Raw genomic sequence first — 25,191 nt, 5'->3', positions numbered from 1 at the left:
TTTTGTGGTGATAAGGGTGTAGACTTGTAAACCTAAAACTTTTTAATTTGGTTTACAAGTCGATTATGACAACGGACGATATCACTTTTGATCAGCGCCACATTTGGCACCCCTACACCTCGATGACGTCCCCGCTGCCGGTCTATCCCGTTGAACGGGCTGAAGGCTGCGAACTGATTTTATCCAGCGGTGAGCGCCTGATTGATGGCATGTCGTCATGGTGGGCCGCGATTCACGGCTACAATCACCCACAGCTCAATGCGGCGATGAAAACGCAGATTGACGCCATGTCACACGTGATGTTCGGTGGGATCACGCATGCCCCCGCCGTCAACCTGTGCCGTAAACTGGTCGCCATGACGCCCGCGACGCTTGAGTGCGTATTTCTCGCCGATTCCGGTTCCGTCGCGGTGGAAGTCGCGATGAAAATGGCGCTGCAATACTGGCAGGCGTTGGGTGAATCACGTCAGCGCTTCCTGACGTTCCGTAACGGCTATCACGGCGATACTTTCGGCGCGATGTCGGTCTGCGATCCGGACAACTCTATGCACAGCCTGTGGAAGGGCTATCTGCCGGAAAACCTGTTTGCCCCTGCGCCGCAAAGCCGGATGGATGGCGAGTGGGATGAGCGTGACATGGTGGCCTTCGCGCGCCTGATGGCTGCGCATCGTCATGATATCGCGGCAGTTATTCTTGAGCCGATCGTCCAGGGAGCGGGCGGTATGCGCATGTACCATCCCGAGTGGCTGCGCCGTATTCGCAAAATGTGTGACCGGGAAGGCATTCTGCTGATTGCCGATGAAATCGCGACCGGATTTGGCCGCACGGGCAAACTGTTTGCCTGCGAACACGCCGGGATCGCGCCTGATATTCTGTGTCTGGGTAAAGCGCTGACCAGCGGGACGATGACTCTCTCCGCCACCCTGACCACCCGCCAGGTGGCGGAAACCATCAGCGACGGCGAAGCGGGCTGTTTCATGCACGGCCCCACGTTTATGGGCAATCCGCTGGCCTGCGCGGTGGCAACCGCCAGTCTGTCTCTGCTGGAATCCGGCGACTGGCAGGCACAGGTATCGGCCATTGAAACCCAACTCCGTCAGGAACTCGCCCCGGCGCGGACGTCGCCGTGGGTGGCGGATGTTCGCGTGCTGGGGGCGATCGGCGTGGTGGAAACGACGCATCCGGTCAACATGGCGGCTCTGCAAAAATTCTTTGTGCAACAGGGCGTGTGGATCCGTCCGTTTGGCAAGCTCATCTACCTGATGCCGCCGTATCTCATTGAGCCAGCGCAACTGCGCCGTCTGACACAGGCAGTGAACGACGCTGTGCGCGAAGAAACGTTTTTTAACGCATAATTAACGGTAAGCTGTGGAGTTTCTGGCGACACTTTTTGGCAAGAATGAAGGAGAGTGCATGAAATTAATCAGCAACGATCTGCGCGACGGGGAAAAGCTTCCCCAGCGCCATGTCTTCAACGGTATGGGCTATAACGGCGATAACCTTTCTCCGCATCTGGCCTGGGACGAGGTGCCTGCCGGAACGAAGAGTTTCGTGGTGACCTGTTTTGACCCGGATGCGCCAACCGGTTCCGGCTGGTGGCACTGGGTAGTGGCCAATATTCCAGCCGACACCCGGATGCTGCCACAGGGCTTTGGCTCCGGCCTGGTCGCGCTGCCAGACGGCGTTATCCAGACGCGTACCGACTTCGGTAAAGCGGGCTACGGCGGCGCCGCGCCGCCAAAAGGGGAAACCCACCGCTATATCTTTACCGTTCACGCGCTGGATGTGGACAAGATTGACGTCGATGAAGGTGCCAGCGGCGCGATGGTAGGATTTAACGTCCATTTCCACTCGCTCGCCAGCGCGTCGATTACCGCGATGTTCAGTTGATCGTATTGTGCCGGATGACGACGCTCACGCGTCTTATCCGGCCTACGGGAGGAATTCGTAGGCCGGATAAGCGTCAGCGCCATCCGGCGCTGTTCAAAGAAACTCCGGCACAAGCTGCAACAAGGTCCCCTGCGCAAGCAATTCTGTCGCACGCTCAATATCCGGGGCGAAAAAACGGTCCTGGGTATAATGCGCGACCTGCTCACGTAATGCGGTTCGCGCCTGCTCCAGTAGCAGACTTGACGTTAACCCTTCGCGTAAATCAATCCCCTGACAGGCTGCCAGCCACTCGACGGCCAGTACGCCGCGAGTATTCGCCGCCATTTCCCACAACCTGCGTCCCGCCGCCGGTGCCATCGATACATGATCTTCCTGATTCGCCGACGTTGGCAGACTGTCCACGCTGTGCGGATGCGCCAGTGCTTTGTTCTCACTGGCGAGCGCTGCCGCCGTCACCTGGGCAATCATAAAGCCCGAGTTCACCCCACCGTTTTTGACGAGGAAAGGCGGCAGTTGCGACATGTGTTTATCCATCATCAGCGCAATACGGCGTTCGGAAAGCGCGCCTATCTCGGCAATGGCCAGCGCCAGATTATCCGCCGCCATCGCCACCGGTTCGGCGTGGAAGTTACCGCCGGAGATAACGTCCCCCTGCTCAGCAAAAACCAGCGGGTTATCGGAGACCGCATTGGCTTCCGCCAACAGCACGTCCATCACCTGGCGCATCTGCGTCAGGCACGCGCCCATCACCTGCGGCTGACAGCGCAAAGAATACGGATCCTGCACCTTTTCACAATTGTGGTGTGACGCCGACAGCGCGCTGGTCTCCGTCAGTACGTGGCGATACAGCGCCGCCGCGTCAATCTGCCCACGCTGCCCGCGCGCGGCGTGAATGCGCGCATCAAACGGTCGGCGTGACCCCAGCACCGCTTCGGTGGTTAACGATCCGCACACGATGGCGGACGCGAACAGCTCCTGCACCTCAAACAGCCCGCGCAGCGCAAACGCCGTCGACGCCTGCGTGCCGTTAAGCAGCGCCAGCCCTTCTTTCGCCGCCAGCGTAATCGGCTCCAGCCCGGCTTTTTTTAACGCTTCCGTCGCGGGTAGCCATTCGCCCTGCCAGCGCGCCTTCCCTTCACCTAACAGCGTGAGCGACATATGGGCCAGCGGTGCCAAATCACCTGATGCGCCCACCGACCCTTTCGCCGGAATGTGCGGCCAGACTTCGGCGTTAACCAGCGCAATCAGCGCGTCTATCACGCTAAGACGAATGCCGGAGAAACCGCGCGCCAGGCTGTTTATCTTCAGCACCATGATCAGGCGCACCAGTGCGTCATCTAACGCGTCGCCCACGCCTGCCGCATGCGACAGCACCAGCGAACGCTGCAGGTTTTGCAGATCGTCATCGGCAATGCGCGTTTGCGCCAGCAGGCCAAAACCCGTGTTAATGCCGTAGGCCGTACGCCCTTCAGCGACAATCGTGTTGACGCAGGCCACGCTGGCGTTAATGCCGTCGATGGCGCTGGCGTCGAGGCTCAGTTTAACCGGCCGCTGCCAGACTTCGCGCAGCTGTGAAAAGCTCAGATGGCCCGGCGTTAAGGTCATGGTGTTCATATCAGCGTTTCCCCTGCGTTGCCGCAACCATCGGTAGATTCAGACCTTGTTCCACAGCGCACTCCACGGCGATGTCGTAGCCCGCATCCGCATGACGCATCACGCCGGTCGCCGGATCGTTATGCAGTACCCGGGCAATTCGCTCGGCCGCTTCATCGCTGCCGTCGCAGACAATGACCATCCCGGCGTGCTGCGAGAAGCCCATTCCTACGCCGCCGCCGTGGTGCAGCGATACCCAGGTGGCTCCGCTCGCCGTGTTGAGCAGCGCATTGAGCAGCGGCCAGTCGGACACCGCGTCAGAACCGTCGCGCATCGCCTCGGTTTCGCGGTTCGGACTGGCGACAGAGCCGGAATCCAGATGGTCACGACCGATCACAATCGGTGCTGAGACTTCGCCACTGCGCACCATTTCGTTGAACGCCAGGCCGAGTTTTTGCCGCCATTCAAGACCCACCCAGCAGATACGCGCCGGCAGCCCCTGGAAATTAATCCGCTCCCGCGCCATGTCCAGCCAGCGATGGAGGTGCTCGTCATCCGCCACAATCTCTTTCACTTTGGCATCGGTTTTATAAATATCCTGTGGATCGCCGGAAAGCGCCACCCAGCGGAACGGCCCGATGCCGCGACAGAACAGCGGGCGAATATAAGCCGGTACGAAGCCTGGAAAGGCAAAGGCGTTTTCCACACCCATCTCTTTTGCCATCTGACGGATATTGTTGCCGTAATCAAACGTAGGTACGCCCATGTCGTTGAACGCCAGCATGGCCTCGACGTGTTTCGCCATCGAACGCTTCGCTGCTTCTACGGTTCCCTGCGGATCGGAGAGCGCTTTCTGCTGATAGGTCTCCCAGTCCCAGCCGGAAGGCAGATAGCCATGCAAGGGGTCGTGGGCGCTGGTCTGGTCGGTGACCATGTCCGGGCGTACGCCGCGTTTCACCAGCTCGGGCACGACGTCCGCCGCATTGGCGCACAGGGCAATCGAAACGGCTTTGCCTTCGCGAGTATATTTTTCGATACGCGCCAGCGCGTCATCAAGGGACGTCGCCTGTTCATCGACATAGCGGGTGCGCAGGCGGAAATCGATGCGGCTCTGTTGACATTCAATGTTCAGGGAACAGGCGCCAGCCAGCGTTGCCGCCAACGGCTGCGCGCCCCCCATGCCGCCGAGTCCGGCGGTTAACACCCAGCGCCCGCGCAGATTGCCGTCGTAATGCTGGCGTCCCGCTTCGACAAACGTTTCATAGGTGCCCTGCACAATCCCCTGACTACCGATATAGATCCAGCTTCCGGCCGTCATCTGGCCGTACATCGCCAGCCCTTTTGCATCCAGTTCGTTGAAATGCTCCCAGGTCGCCCAGTGCGGGACGAGGTTGGAGTTGGCGATGAGCACGCGCGGGGCGTTCTGATGGGTTCTGAATATGCCAACCGGTTTGCCGGACTGAACCAGCAGCGTTTCATCCGCTTCCAGTTGAGTCAGGGCATTGACAATCGCGTCATAGCACTCCCAGTTACGGGCCGCGCGCCCTATACCACCGTACACCACCAGCTCATGCGGGTTTTCGGCGACATCGGGATCCAGGTTATTCATTAACATGCGCAGCGGCGCTTCGGTCAGCCAGGATTTGGCCGTCAGCGTTGTCCCTCGCGGGGCGCGGATATCTTGCTGGCGATACTTGCTATGAGACATAACAACGACTCCTCACGGACGTGCCGGATACTGTTTATCCGGCATAATGGAATGATAGGGTGTGAGGTAAATATATACTTGTCTATACAAGACATAACAAGGCAGCAATTAACAAAAAAGATACATTTTTGTTATATTGCGTCAGCAATCACGCTTTTCAGTTCGCGTGATTCAGGAGGAGAAATGGCCCTGCAACCGGTAGCGAGACCCCGGGAAGAGCAGTCGCGCATGGGAAACGATCTGCGTGGCGGACCAGGTGGTACGACGAATCAGCAGACAAGGATCGGTCTCGCCAATATCCAGTAAGGCACACTCTTGCGCCGTAGCGCGCACTGCTTCAACAATGTGCTCCCCTTCCGTCAGCGGGGCAATCAACGACAGATAGGCATGTGGCGTGGTCTGACTGTAATCCTGCGCCAGATACGCCGGGACAATGTCGGCATTCACACAGCGATCTTCTATCTGTACCGGCTGGTCGTTTTCAAAATGTACCATCACAGAGTGGAAAATCGTCGTCCCTTCACTGACCTTCAGCACCGCCGCCTGTCGCGCATTGGCCGGTTTTTTTTCCAGAATCAGCACCTCGCAGTGATGCCGATGCCCCCGTGAGGCGATTTCGTCGGCAATACTGCGAATTTCAAACAGTGCAGACTGGCCTTTCGGCTCCGCGACAAAGGTTCCCACCCCCTGCAGGCGCACCAGCATCCCTTCGTCGGTCAGTTCGCGCAGCGCCCGGTTGATGGTCATCCGACTGAAGCCGTACTGCGCCACCAGCTCCGCCTCCGACGGAATGCGATCGTGCGGCTGCCAGACGCCGCTGGCGATCTTTTCGCTAATCTCGCGTTTAACCGTCTCATAAAACGGCGCGGGAGCAGAACGAGGGCGAGAGAGTGTCATGGGAATGTTTTACCTTATCAATCGATTACTGCCACCAATGGGCGATTTGCCAGCCAAGCCGCGCAGCCACGCGTGCCGACCTGCCATCATTATCAAAGCGAGGATTAAATTCAACCATATCCACCGCCTGGAGCTTACCGCTGCGACAAACAGGCTCAATCACCGTCAGCAGGGTCGCCAACGGCACGCCCAGCGCCGCCGGAGCCGACACCGCGGGCATCTCGGCAACAGGCAGTACGTCGAGATCGACCGTCAGATAGAGTTTATCTACCTCGCTGATAAACGCCGCCAGCCGGGCGTGGGCTTCGCTGCACTGCAAATCTTCAACCACCAGCACGTTGCGCTTTTGCGCCTCGTCCCACAGCGCCTGAGTATTTGCCGCCCGACTGACGCCGATGCAGGCGTAGCGGAACTCGCGCTGCTGCTGGTCGCAAAGCTGTGCCAGTTGGCGAAACGGCGTACCGGAAGTCGCCCGCCCGGCGTTGCGCAGATCCAGATGTGCGTCGAGGTTAACGATCCCTACCCGCTCGCCGGGGAACGCGTCGAAAATACCCGCCCCGTGGCCGAATGCCGTCTCATGTCCGCCGCCAAGAACGAAGGTGCGCATCCCGGCCTGATGACATCGAGAGACCGCATCACGCAGCGCCTGTTGCGCCCCTTCCAGATCCGCCGTCGGGGCCAGTAGATTCCCCATATCCACCAGTCGCTCATGCCCCGCGTGGCTCGCCAGGTTCGCCAGCGCACAACGCAGCGCGTCCGGCGCGCCGGCGGCACCGGGACGCCCTTGATTACGCTTAACCCCCTCATCGCAGGCAAAGCCGAGCAGCGCTATTTTGTCGCGATAATGCTCTGGCGAAAACGTCTGGCTGCGCGCTGTGGTCTGAAACAGACGCAGCGCGTTTGCGGCTTCACCGCTGTCATCTCGCCCCTGCCACAGGTCAGGGGCAGCAGCTTCCCATTGCGTCATGTCATTTCTCCTCGAAATATGCGTTGATACAGCGGGTTGCGCCCTGGTTCATAAAGGATCTCCACCGGGTTTTGCGCATCCCAGACGTTAAAATCGGCAACGTAGCCCGCTTTTAGTTGTCCGTGCGTCGTCTGGCGTCCCAGCGCCTGAGCGGCATGACGGGTGACGCCCGCCCACGCCTCTTCCGGTGTCAGTCCAAACTGAACGCAGGCCATGTTCATCGCCAGGTGCAGGCTGATAAAGGGACTGGTGCCGGGGTTGAAATCGGTCGCTACGGCCATTGGGATCTGGTAGCGACGCAGCAATTCAACGGGCGGACGCTGTGTCTCTTTCAGAAAATAAAACGCCCCCGGAAGCAGTACGCCAACGGTGCCGCTGTGACGCATCGCCGCCACGCCTGCTTCATCAAGATATTCAATGTGATCCGCAGAAAGCCCGTGATAGCGACTGACCAGCTGCGCCCCGCCAAGCAGAGACAATTGCTCAACATGCCCTTTGACCGGGATGCCCGCTGCCTGCGCCGCGCGCAGTACCCGCTCGCTCTGGGCCAGGGTAAACCCTACGCTCTCGCAAAACAGATCGACCGCTTCAAACAGCCCCTTTTCCCATAACTGCGGCAGTATCGTTTCGCAGACGTGGGTGATATAACCGTCAGGATTGTCCCGATATTCAACCGGTACGGCATGCGCCGCCAGCAGCGTGGGGCTGATTTCGATGAGATTCTCTTCGGCCAGGCGGGCCGCAACGCGCAGCATCTTTTCTTCTGCTGCCACATTCAGACCGTAGCCGGATTTTACTTCCAACAGGGTCACACCCTCGCGTATCAGACGCGCGATCCGCGCCTGTGCAGAGGCAAAGAGCGTCTCCTCTGTTGCGGCACGCGTTGCCGACACCGTAGCGTTAATACCGCCGCCCTGCGCGCTGATCTGCTGATAAGAGACACCGTTCAGCCGTTGTTCCCATTCGCTGGCGCGGTTGCCGCCAAACACCAGATGCGTGTGGCAGTCAATCAGCCCGGGCGTCACCAGACGCCCCTGCAGGTCATGTGTATTGGCGTGCGCTGTCGGGAGTGATGTCTCCGGCACAATCGCCAGCACGCGCCCCTCGCGGATAATCAACGCATGACGGTCCAGCATGCCATACGGCGTCGGCTGCTCCGGGTCGAGCGTCGCCAGACGGAGGTTTCGCCAGAGCGTATCATCAGGTAACAGGTGTTGCATGCCCTCTCCCACTTGTCTTAGGTTGTATAGACATTTATTTGAGATCGCGCGCGGGAAGTCAATCATCCAGGGCAAAAATGTTACTTAATTGTGACGTTCGCGGTATCAGGATCCGCGAGGAGTGGTTTAAAAAACAACTTTTTAGCTTTTCACCTTCCCGTTTTGCTCAACTTAGTATAAAAAAGCAGGCTTCAATGGATACTTTTATAGCCCGGAGCAACTCGTGAACACATCATCAGTTTCCCGTCTGGCGCTGGCACTGGCTTTTGGCGTGACGCTGACCGCCTGTAGCTCTACCCCGCCGGATCAAATTCCTTCCGATCAAACCGCGCCTGGAACCTCCTCGCGCCCCATTTTGTCGGCGAATGAAGCGCAGAATTTTGTCGCTAAAAACTATTTTTCTTCCCTGACGCCGAACACCGCGCCGTGGACGCCGTCCTCAATTTCTCTGCCCGCGCAGCCTGACTTTGTCGTCGGCCCGGCCGGTACGCAGGGCGTGACCCACACCACCATTCAGGCGGCAGTGGATGCAGCGATCACCACGCGCACCAACAAACGTCAGTACATTGCCATTATGCCGGGTGAGTATCAGGGAACTGTCTATATCCCTGCGGCACCGGGCAGCCTGACGTTATACGGAACGGGTGAAAAACCGTTAGACGTGAAGATTGGCGCGGCGATTGACGGTGAAATGAGCACCGCTGACTGGCGTCATACGGTGAACCCGGGCGGGAAATATATGCCTGGTAAACCGGCCTGGTACATGTTTGACAACTGCCAGAGCAAACGCGGCGCGAATATTGGCGTGATGTGCTCAGCCGTACTGTGGTCACAGAACAATGGCCTGCAGTTGCAGAATCTGACCGTTGAAAACAATCTCGGCGACAGCGTGGATGCGGGTAACCACCCGGCCGTTGCGTTACGCACCGACGGTGACAAAGTTCAGATCGACAAGGTAAACATTCTGGGTCGCCAGAACACCTTCTTTGTGACCAACAGCGGCGTGCAGAACCGTCTGGAAAATGACCGTCAGCCGCGCACCCTGGTCACCAACAGCTACATCGAAGGTGATGTGGATATGGTTTCCGGTCGCGGCGCAGTGGTGTTCGATAACACCGATTTCCGCGTGGTGAACTCCCGTACTCAACAAGAAGCGTACGTCTTCGCACCGGCAACGCTGTCGAACATTTACTACGGTTTCCTCGCCACCAACAGCCGCTTCACCGCCGCCGGTGACGGCGTGGCGCAACTGGGCCGCTCACTGGATGTTGACAGCAACACCAACGGTCAGGTCGTGATCCGCGATAGCGTGATCAACGAAGGCTTTAACATGGCGCAGCCGTGGGCTGACGCGGTGGTCTCGAAGCGTCCTTTCGCGGGCAATACCGGCGCGAAAGATGATAAAGGCGAAACCCAGCGTAACCTGAACGACACCAACTTTAACCGCATGTGGGAATACAATAACCGCGGTGTGGGCAGCAAAGTGGTGGCGGCACCGAAGCAGTAAGCATAAAAAACCGGCATCCTGCGATGCCGGTTATTCTTTTTACTTGTGGGTTAAAAATCTACCCGAATTAATACGCGTTAACCACTACCCACATCGGGCCCTGGCCTACCGCATAACGTCCCTTTTCCGTCAACAACCCCTGCTCACCGGCAATCTCGTACACCGCAATATGGTGCGACTTCTGTCCGGCAGCAATCAGGTATTTCCCACTATGGTCAACGTTGAAACCGCGCGGCTGCGTTTCGGTTGGCTGGAAGCCCTCTTTGGTCAACACGCTGCCATCTTCTGAAACGCTGAATACGGTAATCAGGCTGGCGGTGCGGTCACAGGCATACAGATGACGACCATCGGGCGTAATGTGAATGTCCGCCGCCCAGCGGGTGTCAGAGAAATCAGCCGGCATCATATCCAGCGTTTGCACGCATTCGATGTCGCCGTGCGGATCTTTCAGCTCCCAGACGTCCACAGAACTGTTGAGCTCGTTGACGCAGTACGCATATTGCTGATTCGGATGGAACGCCATATGACGCGGACCAGCCCCTTCAACGGTGGTCACTTCTGCTGGCTCTTGCGCCACCAGCTTACCGTCATCGCTGAGGGTAAACAGGCAGATGCGATCCTGCTTCAGCGCAGGCACCCACAGGGTGCGGTTGTCCGGAGAGATATTGGCAGAGTGACAGCCATCCATCCCTTCCACCACATCCACAAGCCCGGCCGGCAGGCCGTCTTCCAGACGCGTCACGCTGACGTTGCCCGCATTATAGGAGCCGACAAAGACGAAACGCCCATGATGATCGGTTGAAATGTGCGTTGGGCTGCCCGGCAGTGCGGATTCTGCGGCAAACGTCAGCGCACCATCATCCGGCGCAATCCGGTAAGCCAGCACGCGGAATTCAGGACGCACGCCCACGTAGAGATAGCGTTTATCCGGGCTGACCACCATCGGCTGAACCTGCCCGGGCACATCAACCACCTGTACCAGCTTCAACGCGCCATCATGACCCAAGCTCCAGACGTGGATCTGTTGGCTTTCAGGGCTGGCGGTATAAACGGTTTGCTTCATGAATGCTCCTCTGCTTTAAGCAACTGGCTGCAATAATGGAATACAGCTTAACGTAGTCGCTTTTAACGGTGAATGCTGAATCTATATCCGTCATACTTCAAGTTGCAGCCAACGCACCTGCAACTCGAATTATTCAGGGTATACGTACTAAATTTTGCCTGCTCCCCGTCCCGGTGTACCATTCAGGCAGACAAAATTTTCAATGTTAATCGGGATGACGATATGACCGCTCGCGTGATTGCCCTGGATTTAGATGGAACCCTGCTGACCCCGCAAAAGACCCTGCTCCCCTCGTCTGTCGAAGCGCTGTCACGCGCCAGAGCGGCGGGTTACCAACTTATCATCGTCACCGGGCGTCATCACGTTGCGATTCATCCTTTTTATCAGGCACTGGCGCTGGATACACCTGCAATTTGCTGTAATGGCACTTATTTGTATGATTATCACGCAAAAAATGTTCTTGCGGCCGACCCCCTGCCAGTTGACCAGGCGCTGCAGCTTATTACATTGCTGGAATCGCATCAGGTTCATGGTCTGATGTATGTCGATGACGCCATGCTGTATGAGCATCCGACCGGCCATGTCATTCGCACATCAAACTGGGCGCAGACGCTGCCACCGGAACAGCGTCCGGTCTTCACTCAGGTGCCTTCACTGGCGCAGGCGGCGCGCGATGTCAACGCGGTCTGGAAATTCGCCCTGACAGACGACGATATCCCTAAACTGCAGCAATTTGGCAAACATGTCGAACAGCAACTGGGCCTTGAATGCGAATGGTCGTGGCACGATCAGGTCGATATCGCCCGTCAGGGTAACAGTAAGGGCAAACGCCTGACCCAGTGGGTCGAATCTCAGGGCGGTTCGATGGAAAACGTGATTGCCTTCGGGGATAACTACAACGACATCAGCATGCTGGAAGCGGCCGGTACCGGCGTGGCGATGGGCAATGCTGACGACGAGATCAAAGCACGTGCTAACGTCGTCATCGGCGACAACACCACCGACAGCATTGCGAAGTTCATCTATAGCCAACTGCTGTAATCAGGCGGTTATGGATACGCTCTTGATTTGCGCGTACAGCCACAGGCCAGGTTTGATCCCCAGTTCATCCCTGGCCCACGGGCTTATGCGCGCCCACAGCGTTTTGCCCCCGACCTCAAGCTGAACTTCCACCTGCCCGTTATCGTCGTAGCAGTGGGTCACCTTCGCGCGCAAAATATTGCGGATGCTGGTCTGCTGCGGCGGTTGTAGCACCAGTGAGACATCCGACGCCTGAATACGAATGCGCAACGAGGCTTGCAGCGGTTCATTGAGCTTATTGACCCACAAATGCTGGTCGCCCAGCGCCAGTGCCGTCATGGCGTAATGCGGATGATGCTCCAGCACGCTCACCTTCAGGATGCTGCTCTGCTGTTCTTTCGGCAGCCACGGATGCATCACGCTGCTGCTCCAGACCTCTTCGAGCGCACCAAACGCCTTCACCTGACCGTCTTCCAGTACCATCACGTTATCGGCCAGATGGAGAATCTCGTCGAGCGAGTGGCTGACGTAGAGCATGGGAATGTTGATCTCCCGCGCCAGGCGTTGCAGATAGGGCAACAGTTCGCGCTTACGCGGAATATCCAGCGAGGCGAGCGGTTCATCCAACAGCAGCAATTCCGGCGCGGTCAGCAGCGCCCGGCCAATCGCCACACGCTGTTTTTCACCACCGGAGAGGCCGCCCGGCAGTCTGTCGAGCAGGGGCTCAATACCTAACAACGCCACCAGCTTATCAAACTGACCGGCCATGCTTTTCGCCATGCCGTAACGCAGATTGCCGCGTACTTTATAATGCGGAAACAGGCGCGCATCCTGAAAAACGTAGCCTACCCGACGTTTTTCCGGCGTCAGACAAATATGTTTTTCCGTGTCGTTCAGCACCCGTCCGTTGAGCACAATGCGCCCTTTCTGCGGTCGCGTCAGGCCACTGATGGCATTGATGAGCGAGGTTTTTCCAGAACCGGAGACGCCAAAAATCGCGGTGATACCGCTGGCGGGCAGCGTTTCGTTGAGCGTGACACAATGGGTGCCCAGCGTCTGGGAGAAATTGAGTTCCAGCATGATTATCGCCCCGCCCGTTCGCGGCTGAGCCGCGCCAGCCATTCAGAAATCAACAGTGAAATCAGCGCCAGTACGATGGAGATAAGGCACAGTCGCGCCGCGGCGCTTTCACCGCCAGGCGTCTGGATCAGGGTATACATCGCCGAAGGAATGGTGCGCGTTTCTCCGGGAATGTTGGAGACAAAGGTAATCGTAGCGCCAAACTCGCCCAGCGAGCGGGCAAATGCCAGCACCGTGCCGACAATAATGCCAGGCAGCGTTAGCGGGAGAGTAATGGTGAAGAAGACGCGCCAGCGTCCAGCGCCCAGCGTCCGGGCGGCTTGTTCCAGCTTGATGTCCACCCCTTCCAGCGCCAGCCGGATGGCACGCACCATCAGTGGGAAAGACATCACTGCCGCCGCCAGTACCGCGCCGCGCCAGCTAAAGGCAAAGGTAATACCAAACCAGTCGTACAGCCACTGACCGATAAATCCGCGCCGTCCCATCGAGACCAGCAGCAGATAACCGACCACCACCGGCGGTAACACCAGCGGCAAATGCAGCACGCTATCCAGTAAGGCTTTGCCTGGGAAGGTGCAGCGCACCAGCAGCCAGGCAAAGAAAATCCCAAACGGCAAACTAAACAGCACGGCCAGGGAAGACACTTTCAGGCTCAGGAAAACGGCCTGCCATTCGGGATCGGTCAATATCATTACTTGGTCGTAAATCCGTAGCGTTTAAAGATTTCAGCAGCCTGCGGTCCTTTCAGGTAATCATAGAACGCGCTGACCGTGGCGTTTTTATGTCCATCGACAATCGCGATGGGGTATTCCACTTTTTTGTGCGAGTCTTCCGGGAAGGTGGCCACGACTTTAACCCCTTTGCTGGCAACCGCGTCAGAACCGTAAACGATGCCCAGCGGCGCTTCGTTACGCTCGACCAGCGCCAGCGCGCCGCGCACATCTTCTGCTGGCGCCAGTTTCGGTGACAATGTTTCCCAGGCACCCAGTTTCTGCAGCGCTTCTTTCGCGTAGATCCCCGCCGGAACGTGTTCCGGATCGCCCACCGCCAGACGTCCACCGTTCAGCAGCGTCGTCCAGTTGGTTTTACTGTCAATCGTAAAATCTTTCTGCTCACTGGCTTTTGGCGCAACCACCACAAGGCTGTTGCCCAGCAGCGTCTGACGCGATGCCGTATCAATCGACTTCTTATCTACCGCGTAGTCCATCCATTTCTGATCGGCAGAAATGAACAGATCCGCTGGCGCACCAGCTTCTATCTGGCGAGCCAGCGTCGAAGATGAAGCAAAAGAGGAGACCACGTCGACATTCTTCTCTTTTTTGTATTCTGCCGCGATATCCTGCATCGCGTTAGTCAATGACGCCGCTGCAAATACCGTGATTTTCCCTTCATCCGCCAGCGCATGTCCGGCAACAGTCAGTGATAATGTTGCCCCAGCAAACAGGCGTAACCATGTACGAGCCATCTGTAACTCCTTTCGAGTGTCGTTATGTAGACGCAAATATAACGACAAAGCAACGTTTTTCCCAGAAGTTATTGATACCTATAAGAGGTTACGCAAAGAAAATATCGGCAGGAATGAGGAGAACTTGAGAAACAATCCCCATTGGATTTCGGGTTGCATTAAGGCGGCAAATCGTTGAGCGATCGGGCGCGGCCAACAAAAATGCGGCCTGAAAGACGAAGGAGACAAAAACGCCCGACTGAGCGGGCGTTTGAAATCAGTGATTCTGTCTGGACTGGTCTTTCTGACCGATACCGGAGAAAATGTTGAACACTTCACCGAGACCGTAAATCAGACCCAGGATGATGGCCATCACCACAGGTACCATGATTACGGCGAATACCAGACTTTTCAATAACTCTAACATGGTCAACTCCTGATATAGTCCTTGTAGTATTCTAACCGCATCACTGAGAAAAGCACTCCCCTTTTGTGCGGTCGGCTTTGCGTCTCTGTGGTTTTCCGTCACAATAACCTTTTTACCAGGATCTTGTTATGCAAGCCGAAATCCTTCTTACCCTGAAACTTCAGCAAAAACTGTTTGCCGATCCCCGACGCATCTCTTTGCTCAAGCATATTGCACTTTCCGGTTCCATTAGCCAGGGCGCGAAAGATGCAGGCATCAGCTATAAGAGCGCCTGGGACGCCATCAATGAAATGAACCTCCTCAGCGAGCAGACGCTGGTCGACCGTGCGACAGGCGGCAAAGGCGGCGGTGGCGCAGTGTTGACCCGCTACGGGCAGCGCCTGATCCAGCTTTACGATCTGCTGGGGCAGATTCAGCAAAAAGCCTTCGATGTTCTAAGTGACGATGACGCGCTGCCGCTCAATAGCCTGTTAGCGGCGATCTCGCGTTTTTCCCTGCAAACCAGCGCGCGTAACCAGTGGTTTGGCACCATTACCGCCCGCGATCGCGATCAGGTGCAGCAGCATGTCGATGTGCTGTTAGCCGATGGTGAAACGCGGCTGAAAGTGGCGATTACCGCCCAGAGCGGCGAGCGACTGGGGCTTGATGAAGGCAAAGAAGTCCTCGTGCTGCTGAAAGCGCCGTGGGTGGGGATCACCCTGGACGACGCCATCGCCCAGGCGGCGGATAACCAACTCCAGGGCATTATCAATCATATTGAACGCGGCACAGAACAGTGTGAAGTATTAATGACGCTGCCGGACGGTCAGATACTGTGCGCCACCGTACCCGTGGATGATGCCGCATCGCTGTCCGAAGGCGCTAACGTTACAGCGTATTTCAATGCCGACAGAGTGATTCTCGCGACATTGTGCTGAGTATCACCGCAACGGTATAACGGCGGGAAGTTACCCGCCGTTATTTTTTCTTTGAAATTCATTACAAAATGAATAATCCCACCCGGCAAAAAACGACGCATCGTTGGCTATTTTTTGCTGGCGACAGGGGGCATTAAAAAGCTCATCGTACCCGCAATACCCTCTTTTTATTGCGGATTACGGAGCAAAAAATGTCAGACTTACCGGAGTGGCAGACACTCGCCAACAAGGAGCTCAGCCGACGGGGAAAAACCGTCGAGTCGCTGGTCAAACAGACAGCGGAAGGCATTGCCATCAAGCCGCTGTATACCGAAGCCGACCTCGATAAACTGGAAGTCACCGGCACCCTTCCCGGTCTGCCGCCTTACGTGCGTGGGCCACGCGCGACCATGTATACCGCGCAACCGTGGACCATTCGCCAATACGCCGGTTTCTCTACCGCCAAAGAGTCTAACGCCTTCTATCGTCGCAATCTCGCCGCCGGACAAAAAGGCCTTTCTGTCGCTTTCGATCTCGCCACCCACCGTGGTTATGATTCCGATAACCCACGCGTCGCGGGCGATGTCGGCAAGGCGGGCGTGGCTATCGATACCGTCGAAGACATGAAGGTACTGTTCGACCAGATCCCGTTGGATGAAATGTCGGTGTCGATGACCATGAACGGCGCGGTACTGCCGGTGTTGGCGTTTTATATCGTCGCGGCAGAAGAGCAAGGCGTGACGCCGCAACAGCTAACCGGAACCATTCAGAACGACATTCTGAAAGAGTACCTGTGCCGCAATACCTACATCTACCCACCAACGTCCTCAATGCGAATTATCGCCGACATCATCGCCTGGTGTTCGGGCAATATGCCTCGTTTTAATACCATCAGCATCAGCGGCTATCATATGGCCGAAGCGGGTGCCAACTGCGTGCAGCAGGTCGCCTTTACCCTGGCCGATGGTATTGAATACATCAAAGCAGCCCTTTCCGCCGGACTGAAAATTGATGACTTCGCGCCCCGCCTTTCGTTCTTCTTCGGCATTGGCATGGATCTGTTCATGAACATCGCCATGCTGCGCGCGGCGCGTTATCTGTGGAGCGAAGCGGTTAGCGGTTTCGGCGCAACCGATCCGAAATCGTTAGCGCTTCGCACCCACTGCCAGACCTCCGGCTGGAGCCTGACCGAACAGGATCCGTATAACAACGTGATCCGTACCACTATCGAAGCGCTCGGTGCCACGCTTGGCGGTACCCAGTCGCTCCACACCAACGCCTTTGACGAAGCACTCGGTCTGCCCACCGACTTTTCCGCCCGCATTGCACGTAACACGCAGATAATCCTTCAGGAAGAGTCAGAAATCTGCCGCACCGTGGATCCGCTTGCCGGATCATACTATGTGGAATCGTTGACCGATCAGGTAGTGAAACAGACGCGGGAGATTATCAGGCAGATCGACGAGGCCGGTGGGATGGCAAAAGCTATCGAGGCCGGGCTGCCGAAACGGATGATCGAAGAGTCCTCTGCCCGCGAACAGTCGCTGATCGACCAGGGCAAGCGCGTGATTGTCGGCGTCAACAAATACAAGCTGGAAAAAGAAGACGAAACGACCGTACTGGAGATAGACAACATTAAGGTGCGCAACGAGCAGATCGCCTCGCTGGCGCAGGTCCGCGCGACCCGCGATGATGCCGCCGTTAACGCCGCGCTGGCGGCGTTAACTCACGCCGCACAGCATCATGAGAATCTGTTGGCCGCCGCCATTCATGCGGCACGCGCACGCGCCACGCTGGGTGAAATCTCCGACGCGCTGGAATCCGCATTTGACCGTTATCTGGTGCCAAGCCAGTGCGTCACCGGGGTGATTGCGCAGAGCTACCATCAATCCGAGAAATCGGCCTGCGAGTTTGACGCCATCGTTGCGCAAACCGGGCAGTTCCTCGAAGACAATGGTCGCCGTCCCCGCATTTTGATCGCCAAAATGGGCCAGGATGGTCACGATCGCGGTGCGAAAGTGATCGCCAGCGCCTATTCCGATCTCGGATTCGATGTCGATCTCAGCCCGATGTTCTCCACCCCGGAAGAGATCGCCCGTCTGGCGGTAGAAAACGATGTACACGTCGTCGGCGCCTCATCGCTGGCGGCCGGTCACAAAACGCTCATCCCTGAACTGGTCGCCGCGCTGAAAAAATGGGGGCGTGACGATATCTGCGTGGTCGCCGGCGGCGTGATTCCTCCCCAGGATTATGTCTACCTGCAGGAGCGCGGCGTAGCGGCAATTTACGGCCCCGGCACGCCGATGCTGGACAGCGTACGCGATGTGCTGAGGCGGATAAGCCAACATCATGATTAACGAATCCACGCTGGCTGACACCGTGAGGCTATTACGGCAGGGAGAACGGGCCACGCTCGCCCAGGCCATGACGCTGGTGGAGAGTCAACATCCTCGCCATCAGGCGCTGAGCGCACAACTGCTGGATGCCATTATGCCTTTCACTGGCAACGCGCTGCGCCTGGGCATCACGGGCACGCCGGGTGCCGGGAAAAGCACGTTTCTGGAGGCTTTCGGTACGCGTCTTACCCGCGACGGACTGCGCGTGGCGGTGATTGCCGTCGATCCCAGCAGTCCTGTCAGCGGTGGCAGCATTCTTGGCGACAAAACGCGAATGACCGAACTGGCGCGATCGGATGCGGCCTTTATCCGCCCGGCGCCCTCGCGTGGTCATCTGGGCGGTGCCTGCCTGCATGCCCGGGAACTGGTGCTGCTGTGCGAAGCGGCGGGGTTCGACGTTGTGATCGTTGAAACCGTCGGCGTTGGACAGTCGGAAACGGAAATCGCTCACATGGTGGACTGCTTTGTGTCGTTACAAATAGCCGGTGGCGGCGACGACCTGCAGGGCATCAAAAAAGGGATCATGGAAATGGCGGATTTGATTGTCATCAACAAGGATGACGGCGAAAACCACAACCACGTCGCCATCGCCCGCCATATGTACGAAAGCGCACTGCATATTTTGCACCATAAATATGCCGAATGGCAGCCGCAGGTGCTGAGCTGTAGCGCACTGGAAAAGCGCGGTATTGACGAGGTCTGGCAGGCCATCTGCGATTTCAGAACCCAGTTAACCGCCAGCGGACGACTGCAGCAGGTGCGCCAGTTGCAGGAAATTAACTGGTTGCAAAAACAGACAGAAGCCGAGGCGCTGCGGCTCCTGTTCTCCCGTGACGACTTCGACCGCTATTACAACCTGACGCAGCAGGCCGTCAAAAATAACCGTCTCTCGTCACGCGCCGGTCTTCAGCAAATCCGCGAATACCTTCTGAATCATTACTTTGAATAAAGAGAAAAATATGTCTTATCAATACGTTAATGTTGTCATTATCCGAAAAGTGGCAGTCATTGAGTTCAACTATGCCCGCAAGCTGAACGCCCTGAGCAAAGTGTTTATTGACGATCTCATGCTGGCGCTCAGCGATCTCAATCGCCCGGATATTCGCTGTATTATCCTGCGCGCACCAGCCGGTGCGAAGGTATTTTCTGCCGGTCACGATATTCATGAGCTCCCCGCTGGCAGGCGCGATCCGCTCTCTTATGACGATCCGCTACGCCAGATCACCCGCATGATTCAGAAGTACCCAAAACCGGTTATCTCCATGGTCGAGGGCAGCGTCTGGGGAGGCGCATTTGAGATGATCATGAGTTCCGATCTGATCATCGCAGCCAGTACCTCCACGTTCTCTATGACTCCGGTCAACCTCGGCGTTCCGTACAATCTGGTCGGTATCCACAACCTGACTCGCGATGCGGGTTTCCATATCGTCAAAGAGCTGATCTTCACCGCCTCCCCTATTACCGCACAGCGTGCGCAGGCGGTCGGTATCCTCAACCACGTTGTCGCCGTCGAAGAGCTGGAGGATTTCACGTTGCAGATGGCGCACCATATCTCGGAAAAAGCGCCGCTTGCCATCGCGGTGATAAAAGAAGAGCTACGCGTGCTTGGCGAAGCGCACACCATGAATTCCGACGAGTTCGAACGTATTCAGGGAATGCGCCGTGCCGTTTATGACAGCGAAGATTATCAGGAAGGGATGAACGCGTTTATGAATAAACGTAAACCCAATTTTGTCGGCCACTGATACCGGGAAGGGACACAATATGAAAGACCCCTGGGCACGGATGAGCGCCGACGACGCGGCGCAGATTATTGAACATAATGCGATGGTTGCCTTCAGCGGCTTTACCCCCGCGGGTTCTCCCAAAGCACTCCCCGCGGCTATCGCCCGCCGCGCCAGCGAGTTTCATCAGGCGCAAAAACCGTTTCAGATTAGGCTGCTGACGGGGGCGTCTATTAGTGCTGCCGCCGATGATGTACTGTCCGAGGCTGACGCCATCTCATGGCGCGCGCCGTATCAGACGTCAGGTAGCCTACGGCAAAAAATCAATCAGGGTCAGGTACGCTTTGTTGACTTACATCTGAGCGAAGTGGCACAGATGGTTAACTATGGCTTCTTTGGTGATATTGACGTTGCGGTAATTGAAGCCTCGGCCATTACGCCTGACGGACGGGTCTGGCTTACCAGCGGGATCGGCAATGCCCCCACCTGGCTGCTGCGGGCAAAAAAAGTCATCATTGAGCTGAATCACTACCACAACCCACGCGTCGCTGAACTGGCTGATATCGTCATTCCCGGCGCGCCGCCGCGTCGCAACAGCGTGCCCATTTATCATGCGATGGATCGCGTTGGCACCCGGTATGTGCAAATCGATCCTGACAAGATTGTGGCGGTGGTTGACACTGAACTGCCCGACAGCGGAAACGTACTGGATAACGCCAACCCTGTCAGCCAGCAAATCGCCGATAACGTCGTGACGTTTCTGCTGGAAGAGATGGCGCGCGGGCGCATTCCACCCGAGTTTCTGCCGCTGCAAAGTGGGGTTGGCAATATCAATAATGCCGTGATGGCGCGGCTTGGGGAGAACCCGGACATTCCGCCCTTTATGATGTATTCAGAGGTGTTGCAGGAGTCGGTCGTCCATCTGCTGGAAACGGGAAAAATCACCGGAGCCAGCGCCTCCAGCCTGACGGTATCCGCCGATTCCTTGCTGAAGATTTACGACAATATGGACTTCTTCGCCAGCCGTATTGTGCTCCGCCCGCAGGAGATCTCCAATAATCCGGAGATTATCCGTCGTCTTGGGGTGATAGCCCTGAACGTGGGGCTGGAATTTGATATCTACGGTCACGCCAACTCGACACACGTGGCCGGTGTGAATCTGATGAACGGCATTGGCGGCAGCGGTGATTTTGAGCGCAACGCCTATCTGTCTATCTTTATGGCACCGTCCATCGCCAAAGGCGGCAAGATTTCCACCATCGTCCCGATGTGCAGCCACGTTGACCACAGCGAGCACAGCGTGAAGGTGATCGTCACCGAACAGGGGATCGCCGATCTTCGCGGGCTCTCACCGCTGCAACGGGCGCACACGATCATCGACAACTGTGCCCATCCACTCTACCAGGACTATCTACACCGCTATCTCGATAGTGCGCCTGGCGGGCATATTCACCACGATCTCAGCCACGTGTTCGATCTGCACCGCAATCTGATTGAACACGGTTCGATGCTCGGCTAATTCACCTCTGTGCCACGATCTTCCGCAATTTGCTGAAGCATCGTGGCGGTATAGCGGTGGTTTTTCAACGAGTACAGGTATTCCTGCATATACATCGGACGGCCGGGCGCATCGAAATACTTCAGTGTCGCCGGGTTCACCAGACGCCACGCAAAGTATGGGATCACGGTCAGAAACTGCCCGCGCTCCACCGCGCTGATCTTCGCCATAAAACTGTAAGGGCGGTAGATAATCGTCGGGTTAATGCCGCATGGCCGCATGTGTGCTTCCAGTATCGCCTCAAAATTGGCCCGATTCTGAAAACGCATTTGCAGCCAGGGCAGTTCACGTAGCAGATCCTGCGGCTGTTTATCCTCGTAGCGACGGGAAACGAGGAACCCCAGACGCAGCGGCTTCAACTCACTGATGGTCAGATTATCCAGTTCCTGCACGCGGGCCGAAACATACTGCGGCGAAATGATAAAATCGAGTTGACGGCCAAACAGGTTATCAATGACTTCGTTTTCGCTGAACTCAACAGACTTAACGGTCACGCCGTCGTACTTGTCGCCCAGGCTAATCAACTGGTCGAAAATAATCGTCGGATAGGTGTTGTCTACGCCAATCACAATATTGCGCGAACCGCGCACAGAGTGATGAATTTCATTATCGATCGCCGACAAGGACTGATAAATCGGAAACAGTTTTTGATACAACTCCTGCCCGGCCTTGTTCAGACTTATGCTGTTATCCTTGCGGGTAAACAGCGTATAGCCAATCTGATCTTCCAGCGCCGAAATACTTTTGCCAAACGGCGATGCCGTCATGTGTATTTTTTCAGCCGCTCTGGCGATATTATTGGTTTGCGCCAACAGGATGAAATTACGCATTTTTTTCGAGATAAAAATATCCACAAAACACTCCATCATTAATCGCCATGACATCTCTACTGGCTGCGAAAAAATACTGGATAACGCGTCGCCCTTTTTTGGCGTGGTTCACAAAATAGCGATAGTTCTGTCGCCGTAACCGCCACATGGCACAGATACCTACATCGATTTTAAAGCGCCGTTTTTTTACCCGCAGTCGCGCTAATCACATTGACATTCCTTCCCGGAACACGTATCCCTGTAATTCATTGCTGCAAAAAATGGGATACAAAATGTCATCGTTGCATATTTCGCAAGGCACGTTTCGTCTTAGCGATACAAAAACGCTTCGCCTGGATTCCGTGACATTAAACGCGGGTGAGAGTTGGGCGTTTGTCGGCTCGAACGGAAGCGGGAAATCGGCGCTGGCGCGCGCGCTGGCCGGCGAGTTACCGCAGCTCAAAGGCGAACGCCAGTGCGCATTCTTGCGAATGACCCGTCTTTCATTTGAGCAACTGCAGAAGCTGGTCAGCGATGAATGGCAACGCAATAACACCGATATGCTCAGCCCCGGCGAAGAGGATACCGGACGCACCACGGCTGAGATCGTTCAGGACGAGGTGAAAGACCCGGACCGCTGTGCGACGCTGGCGCGGCAGTTTGGTATCACTCATCTGCTCGATCGCCGCTTTAAATACCTCTCTACCGGCGAAACGCGCAAAACATTACTCTGTCAGGCGCTAATGTCTGAGCCTGATTTGTTGATTCTCGATGAGCCATTTGACGGCCTGGATGTCGCCTCCCGCCAGCAGTTAGCAGCACTGCTTGAAACGCTGCACCAGTCCGGCATCACGCTGGTGCTGGTGCTGAACCGCTTTGATGAAATTCCGGCGTTCGTTCAGTATGCCGGCGTGCTGGTTGACTGCACCTTAACGGAAATCGGATCGAAAACGGACTTGCTCCAGCAGGCGCTGATCGCCCAACTTGCCCATAGCGAGCGACTGGAAGGGGTGGCGCTGCCTGAAGCAGACGAACCTGCTGCCCACCCCGCCCTGTCTGCCGAGACGCCGCGGATCATCCTCAAGAATGGCGTCGTGTCGTACAACGATCGTCCAATTCTCGATCGTCTGAGCTGGCAGGTGGATCCTGGTGAGCACTGGCAGATTGTCGGCCCCAACGGTGCCGGAAAATCCACATTGCTCAGCCTGATAACCGGCGACCACCCACAGGGATACAGTAACGATTTGACGCTGTTTGGCCGTCGTCGTGGCAGCGGTGAAACCATCTGGGATATCAAAAAACACATTGGCTATGTCAGTAGCAGCCTGCATCTCGACTACCGGGTGAGCACCACGGTGCGCAATGTGATTTTGTCGGGATATTTCGACTCTATTGGGATCTATCAGGCCGTGTCAGATCGTCAGCAGAAACTCGCACAACAGTGGCTGGATATTCTGGGACTCGATAAACGTACCGCCGACGCGCCGTTTCATAGCCTCTCCTGGGGACAACAGCGTCTGGCACTGATCGCCCGGGCGCTGGTTAAGCACCCGACCCTGCTGATTCTGGACGAACCTTTACAGGGGCTGGACCCGCTGAACCGCCAGCTCATCCGTCGTTTTGTCGACGTGTTGATTAGCGAGGGCGACACGCAGCTACTGTTTGTTTCCCATCACGCTGAAGATGCGCCAGCCTGCATTACCCACCGTCTGGAATTTGTGCCAGAGGGCGAGACCTATACCTATCTGCAAACGCTGTTGCGTTAGTTTTCATCCGTGGGTGCGAAAGCGCCCTTTTTTTTCGGATAAAAGGCGCAATCATTCTTAAAGCTTATGATTTATAATTAAATAATTGATGGCTCAGCGAGAGAATTCGCGAGTGTAAACGATTCCACTATTTTATTCCATGTCACACTTTTCGCATCTTTGTTATGCTATGGTAATTCCATACCATAAGCTTAACGGAGCGAATTATGAGAGTTCTGGTCACCGGTGGTAGCGGTTACATAGGAAGTCATACTTGTGTGCAGTTACTGAAAAACGGTCATGACGTCATCATCCTTGATAACCTCTGTAACAGTAAGCGCAGCGTACTGCCTGTTATTGAACGTCTGAGCGGCAAACATCCGACGTTTATCGAAGGCGATATCCGCAACGAAGCGCTGATAACCGAAATCCTGCACGATCACGCGATTGACACCGTCATCCATTTTGCCGGGCTGAAGGCCGTCGGCGAATCTGTCGCAAAGCCGTTGGAATACTATGACAACAACGTCAACGGAACGCTGCGACTGATTAGCGCCATGCGCGCCGCCGGTGTCAAAAACGTCATTTTCAGCTCGTCGGCAACCGTCTACGGCGACCAGCCGAAAATCCCTTACGTCGAAAGCTTCCCGACCGGTACGCCGCAAAGCCCTTATGGCAAAAGCAAATTGATGGTCGAGCAGATCCTCACCGATCTGCAAAAAGCGCAGCCGGAATGGAGCATCGCGCTGCTGCGCTATTTCAACCCGGTTGGCGCACATCCATCAGGTGACATGGGCGAAGACCCGCAGGGCATCCCGAATAACCTGATGCCGTACATCGCGCAGGTGGCGGTGGGCCGTCGCGACTCCCTGGCCATTTTTGGCAACGACTACCCGACCGAAGACGGCACTGGCGTACGCGATTACATCCACGTGATGGATCTCGCTGACGGTCACGTTGCCGCGATGGAAAAACTGGCGGACAAACAGGGCGTCCATATATACAACCTCGGCGCGGGGGTCGGCAGCAGCGTGCTTGACGTGGTCAACGCCTTCAGCAAAGCCTGCGGTAAACCGGTTAACTATCACTTTGCTCCGCGCCGTGATGGTGATCTGCCGGCCTACTGGGCGGATGCCAGCAAAGCCGACCGTGAACTGGACTGGCGCGTGACGCGCACGCTTGATGAGATGGCACAGGACACCTGGCACTGGCAGTCGCGTCATCCGCAGGGATACGAGGATTAAGAA

The 25,191-nt window shown here is 56.5% G+C and carries 22 protein-coding genes; 11 read left to right on the top strand and 11 right to left on the bottom strand.

Annotation, left to right across the window (positions count from 1 at the left end):
- Positions 1-65: 65 nt before the first annotated feature.
- Positions 66-1,355, top strand: coding sequence for an adenosylmethionine--8-amino-7-oxononanoate transaminase (gene bioA / locus ACERJC_RS02645; protein ID WP_373670946.1), 1,290 nt, complete (start codon positions 66-68; stop codon positions 1,353-1,355).
- Positions 1,356-1,413: 58 nt separating this feature from the next.
- On the top strand, positions 1,414-1,890 hold the full coding sequence (locus ACERJC_RS02640; RefSeq protein WP_373670945.1) for a kinase inhibitor: 477 nt from the start codon (positions 1,414-1,416) through the stop codon (positions 1,888-1,890).
- Between the two features lie 93 nt (positions 1,891-1,983).
- Here the strand turns inward: ACERJC_RS02640 and hutH are convergent, their stop codons facing one another.
- The 5 genes from hutH to hutI all read right to left on the bottom strand — a co-directional run bounded on the left by hutH (position 1,984) and on the right by hutI (position 8,275).
- Entirely contained in the window at positions 1,984-3,504 is a 1,521-nt protein-coding gene (gene hutH / locus ACERJC_RS02635; RefSeq protein ID WP_373670944.1) for a histidine ammonia-lyase, read from the bottom strand.
- Between the two features lies 1 nt (position 3,505).
- Positions 3,506-5,191: a urocanate hydratase gene (hutU, locus tag ACERJC_RS02630; protein WP_373670943.1), complete on the bottom strand. Its 1,686-nt coding sequence runs from the start codon at positions 5,189-5,191 to the stop codon at positions 3,506-3,508.
- 171 nt (positions 5,192-5,362) lie between these two features.
- Complete coding sequence (locus ACERJC_RS02625; RefSeq protein WP_152405386.1) at positions 5,363-6,088, bottom strand: histidine utilization repressor; 726 nt, start codon at positions 6,086-6,088, stop codon at positions 5,363-5,365.
- Positions 6,089-6,113: 25 nt separating this feature from the next.
- Positions 6,114-7,055, bottom strand: a complete 942-nt coding sequence (gene hutG, locus ACERJC_RS02620; protein WP_371895685.1) for a formimidoylglutamase — start codon at positions 7,053-7,055, stop codon at positions 6,114-6,116.
- Positions 7,052-8,275, bottom strand: coding sequence for an imidazolonepropionase (hutI, locus tag ACERJC_RS02615; protein ID WP_373670942.1), 1,224 nt, complete (start codon positions 8,273-8,275; stop codon positions 7,052-7,054). The genes hutG and hutI overlap by 4 nt, the downstream gene beginning before the upstream one ends.
- 223 nt (positions 8,276-8,498) lie before the next feature.
- On the opposite strand from hutI, the gene ACERJC_RS02610 reads away from it, so the two are divergent.
- Positions 8,499-9,782, top strand: coding sequence for a putative acyl-CoA thioester hydrolase (locus ACERJC_RS02610; RefSeq protein WP_373670941.1), 1,284 nt, complete (start codon positions 8,499-8,501; stop codon positions 9,780-9,782).
- Between the two features lie 67 nt (positions 9,783-9,849).
- Here ACERJC_RS02610 and pgl read toward each other — a convergent pair whose 3' ends face one another.
- A complete protein-coding gene (gene pgl, locus ACERJC_RS02605) occupies positions 9,850-10,845 on the bottom strand; it encodes a 6-phosphogluconolactonase (protein ID WP_152405390.1) in 996 nt (331 codons plus the stop codon).
- A gap of 222 nt (positions 10,846-11,067) precedes the next feature.
- On the opposite strand from pgl, the gene ACERJC_RS02600 reads away from it, so the two are divergent.
- Positions 11,068-11,886, top strand: coding sequence for a pyridoxal phosphatase (locus ACERJC_RS02600; protein WP_373670940.1), 819 nt, complete (start codon positions 11,068-11,070; stop codon positions 11,884-11,886).
- Here the strand turns inward: ACERJC_RS02600 and modC are convergent, their stop codons facing one another.
- From modC to ACERJC_RS02580, 4 genes are all read right to left on the bottom strand, one after another.
- Entirely contained in the window at positions 11,887-12,945 is a 1,059-nt protein-coding gene (modC, locus tag ACERJC_RS02595) for a molybdenum ABC transporter ATP-binding protein ModC (protein WP_152405392.1), read from the bottom strand. It abuts the gene before it with no gap.
- A gap of 2 nt (positions 12,946-12,947) precedes the next feature.
- The gene (gene modB, locus ACERJC_RS02590) at positions 12,948-13,637 is read right to left on the bottom strand and encodes a molybdate ABC transporter permease subunit (protein ID WP_152405393.1); all 690 of its coding nucleotides are present in this window, start codon (positions 13,635-13,637) and stop codon (positions 12,948-12,950) included.
- Positions 13,637-14,410 (bottom strand): molybdate ABC transporter substrate-binding protein, encoded by a 774-nt coding sequence (gene modA, locus ACERJC_RS02585; RefSeq protein ID WP_042320522.1) that lies wholly within the window; start codon positions 14,408-14,410, stop codon positions 13,637-13,639. The genes modB and modA overlap by 1 nt, the downstream gene beginning before the upstream one ends.
- Positions 14,411-14,666: 256 nt before the next feature.
- Positions 14,667-14,816, bottom strand: coding sequence for an AcrZ family multidrug efflux pump-associated protein (locus tag ACERJC_RS02580; protein WP_003023026.1), 150 nt, complete (start codon positions 14,814-14,816; stop codon positions 14,667-14,669).
- A 128-nt stretch (positions 14,817-14,944) separates the two neighbouring features.
- Here ACERJC_RS02580 and modE point away from each other — a divergent pair, with 128 nt between their 5' ends.
- The 5 genes from modE (at position 14,945) to scpC (ending at position 21,351) form a co-directional block, all read left to right on the top strand.
- A complete protein-coding gene (modE, locus tag ACERJC_RS02575; RefSeq protein WP_373670939.1) occupies positions 14,945-15,733 on the top strand; it encodes a molybdenum-dependent transcriptional regulator in 789 nt (262 codons plus the stop codon).
- A gap of 191 nt (positions 15,734-15,924) precedes the next feature.
- Complete coding sequence (gene scpA / locus ACERJC_RS02570; protein ID WP_373670938.1) at positions 15,925-18,069, top strand: methylmalonyl-CoA mutase; 2,145 nt, start codon at positions 15,925-15,927, stop codon at positions 18,067-18,069.
- Positions 18,062-19,057, top strand: coding sequence for a methylmalonyl Co-A mutase-associated GTPase MeaB (gene meaB, locus ACERJC_RS02565; protein ID WP_373670937.1), 996 nt, complete (start codon positions 18,062-18,064; stop codon positions 19,055-19,057). The genes scpA and meaB overlap by 8 nt, the downstream gene beginning before the upstream one ends.
- Before the next feature lie 10 nt (positions 19,058-19,067).
- The gene (gene scpB, locus ACERJC_RS02560; protein ID WP_080950047.1) at positions 19,068-19,853 is read left to right on the top strand and encodes a methylmalonyl-CoA decarboxylase; all 786 of its coding nucleotides are present in this window, start codon (positions 19,068-19,070) and stop codon (positions 19,851-19,853) included.
- Positions 19,854-19,872: 19 nt separating this feature from the next.
- A complete protein-coding gene (scpC, locus tag ACERJC_RS02555; protein ID WP_373670935.1) occupies positions 19,873-21,351 on the top strand; it encodes a succinyl-CoA:acetate CoA-transferase ScpC in 1,479 nt (492 codons plus the stop codon).
- On the opposite strand, the gene srsR is transcribed toward scpC, so the two are convergent.
- Complete coding sequence (gene srsR / locus ACERJC_RS02550) at positions 21,348-22,244, bottom strand: LysR family transcriptional regulator SrsR (RefSeq protein WP_178826107.1); 897 nt, start codon at positions 22,242-22,244, stop codon at positions 21,348-21,350. The two genes, scpC and srsR, sit on opposite strands and share 4 nt — an antisense overlap.
- Before the next feature lie 248 nt (positions 22,245-22,492).
- Here srsR and modF point away from each other — a divergent pair, with 248 nt between their 5' ends.
- Positions 22,493-23,965 carry a molybdate ABC transporter ATP-binding protein ModF gene (gene modF, locus ACERJC_RS02545; RefSeq protein WP_373670934.1) on the top strand — a complete coding sequence of 491 codons (1,473 nt, stop codon included), beginning with the start codon at positions 22,493-22,495 and terminating at the stop codon, positions 23,963-23,965.
- A gap of 206 nt (positions 23,966-24,171) precedes the next feature.
- On the top strand, positions 24,172-25,188 hold the full coding sequence (gene galE / locus ACERJC_RS02540; RefSeq protein WP_152405400.1) for a UDP-glucose 4-epimerase GalE: 1,017 nt from the start codon (positions 24,172-24,174) through the stop codon (positions 25,186-25,188).
- The last annotated feature ends 3 nt before the right edge of the window (positions 25,189-25,191 follow it).

Origin of the sequence: Citrobacter telavivensis (genome assembly GCF_041807075.1) — a bacterium.
Lineage (GTDB): Bacteria > Pseudomonadota > Gammaproteobacteria > Enterobacterales > Enterobacteriaceae > Citrobacter_A > Citrobacter_A telavivensis.
The sequence above is the reverse complement of the archived record's forward strand: the minus strand, read 5'-3'. Positions and strand labels throughout refer to the sequence as shown.

Excerpts from the sequence above, each read along its gene's own strand:
- modA (WP_042320522.1), bottom strand. The coding sequence starts at position 14,410 with ATGGCTCGTACATGGTTACGCCTGTTTGCTGGGGCAACATTATCACTG.
- hutH (WP_373670944.1), bottom strand. The coding sequence starts at position 3,504 with ATGAACACCATGACCTTAACGCCGGGCCATCTGAGCTTTTCACAGCTG.
- hutG (WP_371895685.1), bottom strand. The coding sequence starts at position 7,055 with ATGACGCAATGGGAAGCTGCTGCCCCTGACCTGTGGCAGGGGCGAGAT.
- pgl (WP_152405390.1), bottom strand. The coding sequence starts at position 10,845 with ATGAAGCAAACCGTTTATACCGCCAGCCCTGAAAGCCAACAGATCCAC.
- galE (WP_152405400.1), top strand. The coding sequence starts at position 24,172 with ATGAGAGTTCTGGTCACCGGTGGTAGCGGTTACATAGGAAGTCATACT.
- scpC (WP_373670935.1), top strand. The coding sequence starts at position 19,873 with ATGAAAGACCCCTGGGCACGGATGAGCGCCGACGACGCGGCGCAGATT.
- modB (WP_152405393.1), bottom strand. The coding sequence starts at position 13,637 with ATGATATTGACCGATCCCGAATGGCAGGCCGTTTTCCTGAGCCTGAAA.
- bioA (WP_373670946.1), top strand. The coding sequence starts at position 66 with ATGACAACGGACGATATCACTTTTGATCAGCGCCACATTTGGCACCCC.
- modE (WP_373670939.1), top strand. The coding sequence starts at position 14,945 with ATGCAAGCCGAAATCCTTCTTACCCTGAAACTTCAGCAAAAACTGTTT.
- ACERJC_RS02625 (WP_152405386.1), bottom strand. The coding sequence starts at position 6,088 with ATGACACTCTCTCGCCCTCGTTCTGCTCCCGCGCCGTTTTATGAGACG.
- modF (WP_373670934.1), top strand. The coding sequence starts at position 22,493 with ATGTCATCGTTGCATATTTCGCAAGGCACGTTTCGTCTTAGCGATACA.
- meaB (WP_373670937.1), top strand. The coding sequence starts at position 18,062 with ATGATTAACGAATCCACGCTGGCTGACACCGTGAGGCTATTACGGCAG.
- ACERJC_RS02580 (WP_003023026.1), bottom strand. The coding sequence starts at position 14,816 with ATGTTAGAGTTATTGAAAAGTCTGGTATTCGCCGTAATCATGGTACCT.
- modC (WP_152405392.1), bottom strand. The coding sequence starts at position 12,945 with ATGCTGGAACTCAATTTCTCCCAGACGCTGGGCACCCATTGTGTCACG.
- scpB (WP_080950047.1), top strand. The coding sequence starts at position 19,068 with ATGTCTTATCAATACGTTAATGTTGTCATTATCCGAAAAGTGGCAGTC.
- hutU (WP_373670943.1), bottom strand. The coding sequence starts at position 5,191 with ATGTCTCATAGCAAGTATCGCCAGCAAGATATCCGCGCCCCGCGAGGG.
- ACERJC_RS02640 (WP_373670945.1), top strand. The coding sequence starts at position 1,414 with ATGAAATTAATCAGCAACGATCTGCGCGACGGGGAAAAGCTTCCCCAG.
- hutI (WP_373670942.1), bottom strand. The coding sequence starts at position 8,275 with ATGCAACACCTGTTACCTGATGATACGCTCTGGCGAAACCTCCGTCTG.
- ACERJC_RS02600 (WP_373670940.1), top strand. The coding sequence starts at position 11,068 with ATGACCGCTCGCGTGATTGCCCTGGATTTAGATGGAACCCTGCTGACC.
- scpA (WP_373670938.1), top strand. The coding sequence starts at position 15,925 with ATGTCAGACTTACCGGAGTGGCAGACACTCGCCAACAAGGAGCTCAGC.